This window comes from Variovorax sp. Root318D1, assembly GCF_001424835.1.
Taxonomy (GTDB): Bacteria; Pseudomonadota; Gammaproteobacteria; order Burkholderiales; family Burkholderiaceae_C; genus Variovorax.
The window spans coordinates 305,410-318,148 of sequence record NZ_LMCQ01000019.1 but is presented as its reverse complement, the minus strand read 5'-3'; the positions used below and the strand labels follow the sequence as shown (position 1 = coordinate 318,148).

At 67.1% G+C, this 12,739-nt stretch carries 11 protein-coding genes; 2 read left to right on the top strand and 9 right to left on the bottom strand.

Annotated elements, in window-relative coordinates; genetic code table 11:
- Nucleotides 1-101: 101 nt before the first annotated feature.
- The 5 genes from ASC78_RS15855 to apbC form a co-directional block, all read right to left on the bottom strand.
- Nucleotides 102-449, bottom strand: a complete 348-nt coding sequence (locus ASC78_RS15855) for a winged helix-turn-helix domain-containing protein (protein WP_028258819.1) — start codon at nucleotides 447-449, stop codon at nucleotides 102-104.
- Between the two features lie 91 nt (nucleotides 450-540).
- The gene (gene fdhF / locus ASC78_RS15850; RefSeq protein ID WP_055802957.1) at nucleotides 541-3,414 is read right to left on the bottom strand and encodes a formate dehydrogenase subunit alpha; all 2,874 of its coding nucleotides are present in this window, start codon (nucleotides 3,412-3,414) and stop codon (nucleotides 541-543) included.
- Complete coding sequence (locus tag ASC78_RS15845) at nucleotides 3,411-5,156, bottom strand: NAD(P)H-dependent oxidoreductase subunit E (RefSeq protein ID WP_055803431.1); 1,746 nt, start codon at nucleotides 5,154-5,156, stop codon at nucleotides 3,411-3,413. Before ASC78_RS15845 ends, fdhF begins: the two co-directional genes overlap by 4 nt.
- A 241-nt stretch (nucleotides 5,157-5,397) precedes the next feature.
- Complete coding sequence (locus ASC78_RS15840) at nucleotides 5,398-6,342, bottom strand: LysR substrate-binding domain-containing protein (protein WP_055802955.1); 945 nt, start codon at nucleotides 6,340-6,342, stop codon at nucleotides 5,398-5,400.
- Nucleotides 6,343-6,357: 15 nt separating this feature from the next.
- A complete protein-coding gene (gene apbC, locus ASC78_RS15835; RefSeq protein ID WP_055802954.1) occupies nucleotides 6,358-7,449 on the bottom strand; it encodes an iron-sulfur cluster carrier protein ApbC in 1,092 nt (363 codons plus the stop codon).
- 148 nt (nucleotides 7,450-7,597) lie between these two features.
- On the opposite strand from apbC, the gene ASC78_RS15830 reads away from it, so the two are divergent.
- On the top strand, nucleotides 7,598-8,791 hold the full coding sequence (locus ASC78_RS15830; RefSeq protein WP_055802952.1) for a patatin-like phospholipase family protein: 1,194 nt from the start codon (nucleotides 7,598-7,600) through the stop codon (nucleotides 8,789-8,791).
- 6 nt (nucleotides 8,792-8,797) lie between these two features.
- On the opposite strand, the gene ASC78_RS15825 is transcribed toward ASC78_RS15830, so the two are convergent.
- On the bottom strand, nucleotides 8,798-9,448 hold the full coding sequence (locus ASC78_RS15825; RefSeq protein WP_055802950.1) for a TetR/AcrR family transcriptional regulator: 651 nt from the start codon (nucleotides 9,446-9,448) through the stop codon (nucleotides 8,798-8,800).
- A 77-nt stretch (nucleotides 9,449-9,525) separates the two neighbouring features.
- Between ASC78_RS15825 and ASC78_RS15820 the strand changes: the two genes are divergently transcribed.
- Complete coding sequence (locus ASC78_RS15820) at nucleotides 9,526-10,101, top strand: redoxin domain-containing protein (RefSeq protein ID WP_055802948.1); 576 nt, start codon at nucleotides 9,526-9,528, stop codon at nucleotides 10,099-10,101.
- Nucleotides 10,102-10,117: 16 nt separating this feature from the next.
- On the opposite strand, the gene ASC78_RS15815 is transcribed toward ASC78_RS15820, so the two are convergent.
- From ASC78_RS15815 to ASC78_RS15805, 3 genes are read right to left on the bottom strand one after another with little or no spacing between them, the layout of a single operon-like run.
- A complete protein-coding gene (locus tag ASC78_RS15815; protein WP_055802946.1) occupies nucleotides 10,118-10,804 on the bottom strand; it encodes a YceH family protein in 687 nt (228 codons plus the stop codon).
- 43 nt (nucleotides 10,805-10,847) lie between these two features.
- Entirely contained in the window at nucleotides 10,848-11,567 is a 720-nt protein-coding gene (locus ASC78_RS15810) for a phosphodiester glycosidase family protein (RefSeq protein ID WP_055802944.1), read from the bottom strand.
- 26 nt (nucleotides 11,568-11,593) lie between these two features.
- Nucleotides 11,594-12,625, bottom strand: a complete 1,032-nt coding sequence (locus ASC78_RS15805; protein WP_055802943.1) for an isocitrate/isopropylmalate dehydrogenase family protein — start codon at nucleotides 12,623-12,625, stop codon at nucleotides 11,594-11,596.
- Nucleotides 12,626-12,739: the final 114 nt, after the last annotated feature.

Sequence of the window (12,739 nt, the reverse complement as noted above, 5' to 3'; positions counted from 1 at the left end):
CAATTGTGCACGAACCAACCCTCCCCCCCTCGACGAGAGGTTCGTTGGCCGCTTCGGGAGGGCGGCGCCGATATCCTTCCGGATACAGCGCGAGAACGGGATCAGGAGGCCAGCAGGCGCGTCAGCGCACGCACGTCGGCCGCCGTGGCCAGGCGCGCGGCATTCTCGATGGCGCGGTAGTGCTTGACGATTTCCTCGCCCACGGGCGTGAGCGCGGTGCCGCCGCCGCGAGAGCCGCCGGCCGCCGTGTTCACGGCCGGGGAGCTCAGGGCGTGGTTCATCTCGTCGATCAGCATCCAGGCGCGCCGGTACGACATTCCCAGCTGGCGCGCCGCGGCCGAGATCGAGCCGGTCTCCGCCACGGCCTCCAGCACGGCGATCTTGCCGGGGCCGATGGCGATGCTGTCGTCCCGGTAGATGCGCAGGCGGAACTGGACTCTGGTTTTCATGCCGGTGGTGGTGAGCGGTGCAGGGGCGTCGGGGCGCAAAGGTTAAACCATGCGCACCTCAACGCCAGCGCTGCTTGCACCACCGCCCGTGTCAGTCCACCGTCGCCAGCACGCCAGAACCGGTGCCGTAGCCGGCCGCCGCCATCGGCTGGCCGCCGCGCGCAATGCGCACCGCGCAGTACTTGAACTCCGGGATCTTGCCCATCGGATCGAGCGCGGCGTTGGTCATCAGGTTGGCCGCCGCCTCGTAGTAGGCGAAGGGAACGAACACCGCGCCGTTCGGCGTCCCGTCGTCGCGCCGCACGTGGATGGCCACCTCGCCGCGCCGCGACTGCACCGTGATCACATCGCCGGCCTCCAAGCCCAGCTTCAGCAGGTCGGCCTGGTTCATCGAGGCGGTCGCCATGGGCTCCAGCGCATCGAGCACGGTGGCGCGGCGCGTCATGCTGCCGGTGTGCCAGTGCTCCAGCTGGCGGCCGGTGATGAGCACGAACGGGTATTCGGCATCGGGCCGCTCGTCGGCCGGAATGATGTCGGCGGGCACCAGCTTCACGCGGCCGTCCGCCGTCGGGAAGTCGTCGATGAACACGGTTGGCTGGCCCGGGTCGTCCTCGCTCAGGCAGGGATAGGTCACGCTCGAATCGCGCTGCAGCCGCTCCCAGCTGATGCCGCTGATCACCGCATGCATGGCTTGCCGCATTTCCTCGTAGACCGCGGCCACGCCGGACTCTTCGCCCTCGTAGTTCCACGCGAGGCCCATGCCCTTGGCGATCTGCTGGATGATCCAGAGATCGGGCTGCGCGTCGCCCGGCGGGTTGAGCGCGCGCTTGCCCAGTTGCACCATGCGGTCGGTGTTGCTCACCGTGCCGGTCTTCTCGGGCCAGGCGCTCGCGGGCAGCACCACGTCGGCGAGCCAGGCGGTCTCGGTCATGAAGATGTCCTGCACCACCAGGTGCTCCAGGCTCGCAAGCGCATGGCGCGCATGGTTCAGGTCGGGGTCGCTCATGGCCGGGTTCTCTCCCATGATGTACATGCCGCGCACCTTGTGCGGATCGGTGTCGGGCGCGAGCGCCTTGTGCATGATCTCGACCACGGTATAGCCAGGCGTTGCGTCCAGCGGCGTGCCCCAGAAGTTCTCGAACCATGCATGCACAGCCGGGTTGTCGACGCGCTGGTAGTTGGGGAACATCATCGGGATCAGGCCTGCGTCGCTCGCGCCCTGCACGTTGTTCTGGCCGCGCAGCGGATGCAGGCCCGAACCCGGCTTGCCGATCTGCCCGGTCACGGTGGCCAGCGCAATGAGGCAGCGCGCGTTGTCGGTGCCGTGCACGTGCTGGCTCACGCCCATGCCCCAGAGGATCATCGAGCCCTTGGCGGTGGCAAAGGCGCGCGCCACTTCACGCAGGGTTTCGGCCGGCACGCCGCAGATGGGCGCCATCGCCTCGGGGCTGTAGCCCTTCACGTTCTCGCGCAGTGCCTCGTAGTTGCTGGCCCGCGTGCGCACGAACTCCTGGTCGACCAGGCCTTCGTCGATCACGGCATGGATCAGCGCATTGAGCATGGCCACGTCGGTGTCGGCCTTGAACTGGAGGGTGCGCCAAGCGTGCCGGCTGATGTCGGTGCGGCGCGGGTCGGCCAGCACGATCTTTGCGCCGCGCTGGGCAGCGTTCTTCATCCAGGTGGCGGCGACCGGGTGGTTGGCCGTGGGGTTAGAGCCGATGACGAAGATCAGCCCCGCATGCTCCACGTCGTTGACCTGGTTGCTCACTGCCCCTGAGCCCACGCCTTCGAGCAACGCGGCCACGCTCGATGCGTGGCACAGGCGCGTGCAGTGATCGATGTTGTTGCTACCGAAGCCCGTGCGCACGAGCTTCTGGAACAGGTAGGCCTCTTCGTTGCTGCCCTTGGCCGAGCCGAAGCCCGCGAGCGACTTGGCACCGTAGGTGTCGCGCAGCCCCGAGAGCTTGCCGGTGGTGAGCGCGAGCGCTTCTTCCCAGGTGGCTTCGCGGAAATACTCGCTCCAGTCGTCCGGACGCGGCGTATCGCCAAAGTCCTTCGGCACGCCGGCCTTGCGGATCAGCGGCTTGGTCAGCCGCTGCGGGTGGTGCGCGTAGTCGAAGCCGAAGCGGCCCTTCACGCACAGGCGGTTGTGGTTGGCCGGTCCGTCGCGGCCGTCGACGCTGACGATCTTTTCGTCCTTCACGTTGTAGGTCACGAGGCAACCCACACCGCAGAACGGGCACACGGAATCAACCTTGCGATCGACCTGCTGCGAGCCGATGTGGCTCTTGGGCATGAGCGCGCCGGTCGGACAGGCCTGCACGCATTCGCCGCAGGCCACGCAGGTGCTGTCGCCCATCGGGTCGTCCAGGTCGAACACGATCTTGCTGTCGCCACCGCGCATGGCATAGCCGATGACGTCGTTGACCTGCTCCTCGCGGCAGGCGCGCACGCAGCGGTTGCACTGGATGCAGGCGTCCAAGTTGACGGCCATCGCCGGATGCGAGATGTCGGTCTTCGGCTGCTCGCGGCGCAGCGCCTTGAGTTCGGGCCGTACCGCGATGTCGAGCTTCTTGGCCCAGGCGCTGAGCTCGCCGTGCTGCTGGGTGGCGTCGTCGCCGATCCATTTGTAGCCCTGGTCGGGCATGTCGGACAGCAGCATCTCGACGACCATCTTCTGGCTCTTGAGCGCACGTTCGCTGGTGGCCTTCACTTCCATGCCGGCCGTCACGTTGCGGCAGCAGCTGGGCGCCAGCGTGCGCTCACCCTTCACCTCGACCACGCAGGCGCGGCAGTTGCCGTCGGCGCGGTAGCCGTCCTTGTAGCAAAGGTGCGGGATCTCCACGCCATGGCGCTCGGCCGCCTTGTAGATGGTCTCGCCGTCGAAGGCCTGGATGGCCTGGCCGTCGAGCGTGAATTCGATGGTTTGCGGCATGAGCTCCGCGAGCTTGGACGGGGCGTTCATGCCACCTCCTCCGGAAAATATTGCTGGATGCACCGAATCGGATTGGGGGCCGCCTGTCCGAGCCCGCAGATGGAGGCGTCCCCCATGACTTGCGCGAGGTCTTCGAGCGTGGCGCTGTCCCACGTGGGCGCCTGCATCAGCGCCGCGGCCTTGGCGGTACCGACCCGGCACGGCGTGCATTGGCCGCAGCTTTCGTGCTCGAAGAATCGCATCACGTTCAGCGCAGCGTCGCGGGCGCGGTCGTGCTGGCTCAGCACCATCACCGCGGCCGATCCGATGAAGCAGCCATGGGGTTGCAGCGTGTCGAAGTCGAGCGGAATGTCGTTCATTCGCGCCGGAAGAATGCCGCCCGACGCGCCGCCGGGCAGGTACGCATACAGCGAGTGGCCGTCGAGCATGCCGCCGCAGTATTCGTCGATGAGTTCCTGCACCGTGATGCCCGCGGGCGCGAGCTTGACGCCCGGGTGCTTCACCCGGCCGCTCACGCTGAAGCTGCGCAGGCCCTTGCGGCCGTTGCGGCCAAAGCCGCTGAACCAGGCAGCGCCTTTTTCAACGATGTCGCGCACCCAATAGAGGGTTTCGAAGTTGTGTTCCAGCGTCGGCCGGCCGAACAGGCCCACCTGCGCGATGTACGGCGGGCGCATGCGGGGTTCGCCGCGCTTGCCTTCAATGCTCTCGATCATGGCCGACTCTTCGCCGCAGATGTAGGCCCCTGCGCCGCGCCGCAACTCGATGCGCGGCAGCGCACACGGTGGATCGGCCTGGAGCCGGGCCAGTTCTCTTTCCAGCAGCGCGCGGCAGTCGTGGTATTCGTCGCGCAGGTAGATGTAGCACTGCTCGATGCCGACGATCTGCGCCGCCACCACCAGGCCTTCAAGAAAGCGGTGCGGATCGCGCTCGAGGTACGTGCGGTCCTTGAACGTGCCGGGCTCGCCTTCGTCGATGTTCACCGCCATGAGCCGGGGCGCGGGCTGGTCGCGCACGATGCGCCACTTGCGCCCGGCCGGAAAGCCCGCGCCGCCCAGGCCGCGCAAGCCCGAGTCTTCCATGGTCTTGATGATGGCCTCGGCGTCTTCCTCGCCGTTGACGAGTGCGGCCGCGAGCGAATAGCCGCCATGCGCGCGGTAGGTGGCGTAGTCGGTGAACGCCGGCATGCGCTCGATGGCGCCGGGCAGGGGCGAGACGCTTTTTTCGGCGAACGCGGCGGCGTCGAAGTACGCGACCGTGGCCTCGTCGGGATCGGACTTCAGCGCCTGCAACACCTTGCCGGTGGTCGCGAGCGGCACGGCCTGCTGGTCGACGACCGCGACCGGCGCCTGCTCGCAGCGGCCGACGCAGGGCGCCGCAATCACGCGCACGTCGCCGCCTTCGACGCCGAGCAGTTCGGGTAGCCGCGCAAGCAGATCCTTGGCGCCGGCCAGCTCGCAGGCTAGGCCGTCGCACACGCGCACGGTGAGGCCCGGCGCGGCATCGTCGCCGCGCACCACCTCGAAGTGGTGATAGAAGGTCGCGACTTCGTAGACCTCGGCCATCGGGATGTTCATTTCCCGCGCCAGCGCCACCAGGTGGCGGTCGTGCAGGCAGCGGAAAGCATCGTTGAGCTTGTGCAGGTGCTCGATGAGCAGGTCGCGCCGGTGGCCCTCGGCCGGGGGCGCGCCGATGAGCGTGCGCACTTCGAGCAGCGCCGCTTCCTCGGGTTGGCGGCCCTTGAGCTTGCTCTTGCGGCGGATGCGCTCGCGCATCTCGTCGGCGGTGGCGAGCGGCACGATGGTGTGCGTCGGGGTCGCCTTTGTTGTCTCGCGGGTCGTGGCTGGGTGGTTGTTCACTGCCTAGGCCTTTTTTCGGGTGTCTGTCTGGCTCTGCCCCGAGCGGATGCTGGGAGGCTGACCGAGTGTGTGGGGCCGCCCAGGGTGCGTCAAATTCGATCGGCGCATCGATCGATTCAATAACTAAATGGTGCGCCCGCTCTGGGCCGGCCGCCAGCTATTCGCCGAGCGCGCCGCTGTGCAGCCGCACCTGCTCGCGCCAAGCCGGCGTCTGCAGGAACACGAGGGCGGCATCGAGCGCGCGCGAGGGGCGCACGCCGGTCTGGGTCATGAAGCCCAGCGGAGTCTTGACCTCGGGCGCGACCAGCGGCAGCGCCTCCAGTTCGCGGTAGCTGCGCACGGCCGCGACCATCGAGCCCGGCAGTACGCTGCTGACGGTCCCTGCGAGCACGGCCAATGCAAGGGTAAGTACCGAGTTCGTTTCGATGGCCGGCTCCACCACGGTGTCGGCGTCGCGCAACGCCTGGTCGATGATGAAGCGGTTGTGCATGTCAGGCGTGAGCAGGCACAGTGGCAGCTTGCCGGCGTCGGCCCATGACATCGGCCGGCCGATACGCAGCCGGTCGGCCGAGGGCTTGGCCGCTCGGCGCAGCAGAAAGTAGTGCTCCACGCTCTGCGGCCAGGCCGTGAGCTTGATGCCCGGCAGGTGCATGCGTTCGGTGTAGCCAAGCGCCAGGTCGACGGAAAGGCTTTCCAGCCCCATTTCCAGGTCTTGCGAGCTCATCGAGAGCACGGCCGGCACGATGCCCGGGTGCAGCTCGTGCAGCATCGCCGCAAAGCGCGACAGCATCGGAATGGCGGTGGGCACCGCCGCCATGCGCAGCCGCCCGCGTGGGTGCCCCTCTTCGCTGCGCAGCTCCTGCTGCAGCACCTCGTTGTCGCGCAGCATGCGCTGCGCGGTGGCCAGCACGCGCTCGCCCTCGTGCGTGAGGCCCACGTACACGCGCGCCCGCTTGACGATGACCACGCCAAACTCGCTTTCGAGCGAGCGCAGCGCATTCGAGAGCGCCGGCTGCGTGATGTGGCAGGCCTGCGCCGCGCGTCCGAAATGCTTGTGCTCGCTCAGTGCGACCAGGTAGCGCATCGACGCGAGAAGATTCACGGGGCGCGCCGTCGATCAGGTGTTCTTGCTGATCGAAATGGTCGGGAACTTGGCGGAGAAGTCCTTGGCCTTCTCCGCAATGCCCACGGCCACTTGCCGCGCCACGGCCTTGTAGATGCCGGCCACTTCGCCGTCGGGATCGGCCACCACCGTGGGCTTGCCGCTGTCGGCCTGCAGGCGGATATTGATGTCCAGCGGCAGCGCACCGAGGTATTCCATCTGGTATTGCTCGGCCATCTTCTTGCCGCCTTCGGAGCCGAAGATGTGCTCCACGTGGCCGCAGTTGGAGCAGATGTGCACTGCCATGTTCTCCACAATGCCCAGGATCGGCACGCCGACCTTCTCGAACATCTTGATGCCCTTCTTGGCGTCGAGCAGCGCGATGTCCTGCGGCGTGGTGACGATCACCGCGCCGGTCATCGGTACGCGCTGCGACAGGGTGAGCTGGATATCGCCGGTGCCGGGCGGCATGTCGACGATCAGGTAATCGAGGTCTTTCCAGTTGGTCTGGCGCAGCAGCTGCTCCAGCGCCTGGGTGGCCATGGGGCCGCGCCAGATCATGGCCTCGTCCTGGTCGACCAGGAAACCGATCGACATGACCTGCACGCCGTGGTTCTCCAGCGGCTCCATGGTCTTGCCGTCCTCGCTCTCGGGCCGGCCCTCGATGCCCAGCATCATGGGTTGGCTCGGGCCGTAGATGTCGGCATCCAGCAGCCCGACGGCCGCCCCTTCGGCCGCCAGCGCCAGTGCCAGGTTGGCCGCCGTGGTGCTCTTGCCCACACCGCCCTTGCCGGAGGCCACCGCGATGATGTTCTTGACGTTGGGCATCAGCTGCACGCCGCGCTGCACCGCATGGCTGATGACCTTGGTCGTGATGTTGACCGAGACGTTGCTCACGCCCGGCACCGTCTTGGCGGCCGCCACCAGCGCCTTGCGAAGGGCCGGGTGCTGACTCTTGGCCGGGTAGCCGAGCTCGAGGTCGAACGAAACGTCGCCTTCGGTAATCTGCAGGTTCTTGAGCGAACGCGTCGCCACGAAATTCTTGCCGGTGTTCGGGTCCTGGACGGCCTTGAGCGCGTCCATGAGCCCTTCTGGGGTGAGTGCCATTGATCTAACTCCTGAATGGCGGGTAGTCTAGTGGCTTGCCAGCGGGCCCCGCGCGCTTCGGGCCGCTTCGCCTTCCCGCTGCCGGGGGCAACACCTGCGAATCACGGGGGAGGCAAGCGCTTTTTGAACAGCCACAGCAACAAGAACAATGCCTGAGACACCCCCGGTCACCGGTCTTTTGCTCACCGGCGGCGGTGCCCGGGCTGCCTACCAGGTCGGCGTGCTCGAGGCCATTGCCGGTATCCGGCGCGCGGCAGGTTTCGCTGGCGAAGGCAATCCCTTTCCCGTGATCACCGGCACATCTGCCGGCGCCATCAACGCGGCCGCGCTGGCCTGCGGGGCCGACCACTTCGACGAAGCCGTCGCGCGCATCGCAGAGGTCTGGCGCGATTTCCACGCCGGCCAGGTCTACCGCGCCGACTCGCTCTCCGTCATCGGCAGCGGTGCGCGCTGGCGCATGCTGCTCGGCTTCGGGCGCTTCGCGGCCAACTGGATGCGCATCAAGCCGCGTTCGCTGCTCGACAACACACCGCTGGCCCAACTGCTGGGCCGCATGGTGCCGCTCGATCGGCTGCCCCGGCTGATGCAGCAAGGCCACGTGCAGGCGCTGGCCGTTACCGCATCGAGCTATAGCTCCGGCGAGCACGTCACCTTCTTCGAAGCGGCCGTGCCGATGGAACCCTGGGTGCGTTCGCAGCGGCTCTCGGTGCGCGACCGCATCAGCCACGCGCACCTGCTGGCCTCGTCGGCCATTCCCTTCGTGTTTCCGGCCACGGCGCTCTCGATGCAAGGGCATACCGAATACTTCGGCGACGGCTCGATGCGCCAGTCGGCGCCGATTGCCGCGGCCATTCATCTCGGCGCCAAGCGCATCCTGGTGATCGGCGCCGGCCGCATGCACGAGCCGCGCGACGCCGACGCGCCCAACACCTACAGCGGCTACCCCACCATGGCCCAGATCGCGGGCCATGCGCTGTCGAGCATCTTTCTCGATGCGCTGGCGGTGGACATCGAGCGGCTTCGGCGTATCAACCACACGCTGGGCCTCATTCCCGAGGAAGCGCGCGCCTCCAGCTCGCTGCGTCCACTTGACCTTCTGGTGATCTCGCCGTCGGAACGGCTCGACGTGATCGCGGCGCGCCATGTCGATGCACTGCCCGGCGCCGTGCGCCACCTGCTGGGCGGCTCCAAGGGCGCCGCCGATGTGAAAGGCGGCGCGCTCGCGAGCTACCTGCTGTTCGAGTCGGCGTACACGCGCGAGCTGATGGCGCTCGGGCGGGCCGACGCGATGCGGCAGCAGGGCGAGGTGCTGCGGTTCTTCGGGTTGGAAACAGCAGCCTGACGGAGATCAGCGAGCGCCGCCGCCCCCTGCTGAAAGGCCCGCCAGCAGCAGGTCCAGGCTCGCTCGGAACTCCTGATCGGCGGTGCTTGCGGTCGCTGCATTCGCGATGTCGATCAGGTGCGCAAAGCGGTCTTCCGGCAAGGCTCGGAATCGTTCGATGGTGAGCTCCGCCGACTCCGAAGCCTGCAGCGCCAGCGGGCCCGCAAGTTCCGACTGCGCGAGCCCCGTGATCAGCCCCGACACGGCCCGGAAGGCGACGAGCAGCGCCTGCCCTGAGCGCCCGCTGCGGGCCAGGGCGCGCAGCATCGCCTCGGTCACACCAAAGACCGCGGGAGAGCGGCTTCTGCGCGTGAGGATCAGCGCAATGGCATGGGGATGGGCCCGTACCGCCTGCCACAACGCCGTGGCGATGGCTCGGACTTCGTCCTGCCACGCCGCGTAACTGCCTTCGGGCCAGCGCGCCTCGCCGATCACCGCCTCCACCACCAAGAGGTCGATGTCCTCGCGCTGCGAGACGTAGTTGTAGAGCGTCATCGCGCCGGTGCCGAGCTCGCTGGCCAGCGCGCGCATCGAGAGCCCCGAGAGTCCTTCCCTGTCGACAAGGGCCAATGCGGCGGCCTGGAGCTGCGAATGCGTGAATTTGGCGGGTCGTCCCATAAGAGTGGAGGTTGACGCAGTTTGGAAGACGCGAGTATATTCAATTACGTACATCGTACGTTTAAAGAGGAAAGCTCATGAAATTCGCACCCCGCGACACAGCTCCCGCCATTGCCGCCAGCACCATCCACGGCAAGCCTGCCCATGTTCCGGACCCGCTGCCGCGCTACGTGCATCTTCAGTTCCGGCGCTTCGCGGGTTGCCCGGTGTGCAACTTTCACCTGCTCACCATGGGCAGGCGCCACGCGGAAATTGCCGCGGCCGGCATTCGCCAGCTCGTTTTCTTTCATTCGTCGCGCGAAGAAATGCTCAAGTACCAGGCGCAGCTTCCGTTCGATTGCATTGCCGACCCCGGCAAGAAGTATTTCAAGGCGTTCGGCGTCGAGACCTCAGTGCGGGCGCTCTTGAATCCCCGCGTCTTCTGGAGCGGGCTGCGGTGGATCTTGGCGGCCAGGCGCTTCTACACCCGGGCCGAGAACGGCATCCTGGGCCTGCCGGCAGACTTTCTCGTCGACGCGCAGGGGCGCATCGTGGCGTGCAAGTACGGCGCGCATGCGGACGACCATTGGGAAGTCGATGAGTTGCTGCAGTTGGCCGGCGAGGCGCGATCTGCGCGGCCGGTGCCGCGTACAACAACGGCACTGCCGGGCTAGTGCCCGCGGCGCCCGATCACTCCGCCTCTGAAATCCCAAGCTCCGAACACACCCGCCCCACCAGCGCCTTCAGCGACGCGAGCTCGGCCTCGAGCCGCGCCACGTTGGCCTTGAGCGCCGCCACCTCGCCGAGCGATGCATCGTGCGACGCATACGCTCCCTCGGCCGACCCGCCACCTGGCCCGGCAACCTCTTCCGCCGGCGCGCCGCTCAGCAGATGGGCCCAGCGGCTTTCGCGCGCACCGGGCAGGCGCGCAAGCTTCACCACCAACGCCCCGGCTTGTCGCTCGGCGAGCTCGTCGAGAAAGCCCTCGACCGACGAGATGTCCGCGAAGTTGTGCATGCGGTCGCAGGCAATGCGAAGTTCGCCGGCCGTTTGGGGACCGCGCAGCATCAGCACGGTGAGCAAAATGACCGACTGCGATGGAATGCGCAGCACGCGGTCGACGTTGTGCTCGTAGCGAAACGCCCGGCCGCCGCTGGTTTCCGCCACCAGGCTGTAGCCCTTCAGGCTGTCGATGGCCGCCTGCACCTGCGCCTCGCTCAGTTCGAGCACCGGGTTGCGGCTGGTCTTCTGGTTGCAGCCGGACACCAGGGAGTTGAGCGTCAGCGGATAGCTGTCGGGCACGGTGCGCTGCTTCTCGGCCAGCACGCCGAGCACGCGGGTTTCAACGAGCGAAAGAATGGGAAGGGGTTGGGTCATGGCTCAAAAATCGTAATGGAAACGACGGTGGCCAGAGACCGGTTCATGGCACCGCCACGCCGAGTATCGGGCCCAGCTCCCTGACGAAGTCGGTGCGCTGCAGCGCGAGCGAATGAAGAGCAGACACGGTGCCGTCGAGATAGAGCGCGTCGCGGCAACGCAGCACGTCGCGAAAATAAAGCGCGAATTCGTAGAAGTTCACCGGGTCTTCGCTGATCACGAAGATGGCCGTGTGGCCCGACACGCCCACGCCGTTGCGAATCTTTCGCGAATCCGAGTTTGGGATCAAAGCGGGATGCACCCTGCCGCGGCGCAACAGCAGCGGGCCCGACTGCGTGGCCAGCCGAACGCCTTTTGAGAGCGCCGGATACTCCGACGACTCGACCACGCGCGGCCGAGTGCCGGACACCAGGAACACGCCGTTCGGCTTCAAGAAAAAGTTGCCCTCGCCCGCCGACAGGTTGAGCGGCGAAACCTCACGCCCTTCCTGCACCAGCAGGCCCACGGGTGAAAAGTCGGCGTGGTACATGCCGGCATTCATCGCGAACACGAGCTGACGATTGTGCGTGGCGAGCCAGGCCTCCAGGCGGTCGAGGCGCTTGAACTCGACGCCCGCATCGTCGCGCAGGAACAGCTCGAGCCGTTCCTTGCGCAGATCGATCTTCACGACGGTGTAGCGTGGCTCGGCGTTGGCCGCCGCCGCGGTGGCCAGGCCGGCCGCGCCGGCCACGCACAAGGCCAGCAGGAGCAGCAGCTTTCTCATGAAGCCACGGAAAGCCGCCTCTCGCTTCAGCCGTTCTGGATGCGAGCGACCAGCGCCTTGGTGAACGCCGCCGTGCCCGCGGTGCCGCCCAGGTCGCCGGTGCGCACCTTGTCGATGTTGAGCGTGTCGTCGATGGCCTTGCGCAGGCGCGTGGCAAGGTCGGGCAGCCTGACGTGCTCGAGCATCAGCGCGGCAGCCAAGAGCAGTGCGGTGGGGTTGGCAATGCCCTTGCCGGCAATGTCGGGCGCCGAGCCGTGCACGGCCTCGAAGATGGCCGCATCGGCGCCGATGTTGGCGCCCGGTGCCATGCCCAGGCCGCCGACCAGGCCCGCCACCAGGTCGGACAGAATGTCGCCGAACAGGTTGGTGGTCACCAGCATGTCGAACTGCCAGGGGTTGAGCACCAGCTTCATCGCGCAGGCGTCGACGATGATCGTGTCGAGCTCGAACTTGCCCTTGTACTTTTCTTCATAGAGCCGAAGGCCGGTCTCCAGGAACAGGCCGGTCAGCACCTTCATGATGTTGGCCTTGTGGACCAGCGTGACCTTCTTGCGGCCGGTGGCCACGGCGGTCTCGAAAGCGTATTCGAGCAGGCGCAGGCACCCCTGGCGCGTGTTGATGCCGGTGGCCATGCCCACGGCATGCGGGTCACCGTCGATGCGCACATAGTGCTCGTGGCCGATGTACAGGCCCTCGAGGTTTTCGCGCACGACCATCAGGTCGATCTTGTCGAAGCGGCCGCCCGGAATGATGGTGCGCGCGGGGCGCAGGTTGGCGTACAGCTGGAACTCTTCGCGCAGCCGCACGTTCGACGAGCGGTAGCCGCCGCCCGAAGGCGTTTCCAGCGGGCCCTTGAGGGCAAGGCGGGTGCGGCGGATGCTGTCCAGCGTGGCTTGCGGCAGCGGATCGCCCGAAGTCTGGACGCCGCCGAGGCCGGCAATCTGGCGGTCCCACTCGAAGGGCGCCTTCAGCGCGTCGAGCGCGGCAAGGGTGGCGTCGACGATTTCGGGGCCGATGCCATCGCCAGGAATCAGGGTTGCGGAAATGGGGGTGGTCATCGGAAACTCGCTTTCTGTATATCTATCTTGTATATCTCTTCGCCATATGGGGAGGGAGCGTGGCGAAACGCGCGGGGTGGAGCATACGTCGCGCCGGAGACACCCCGGCGGCTT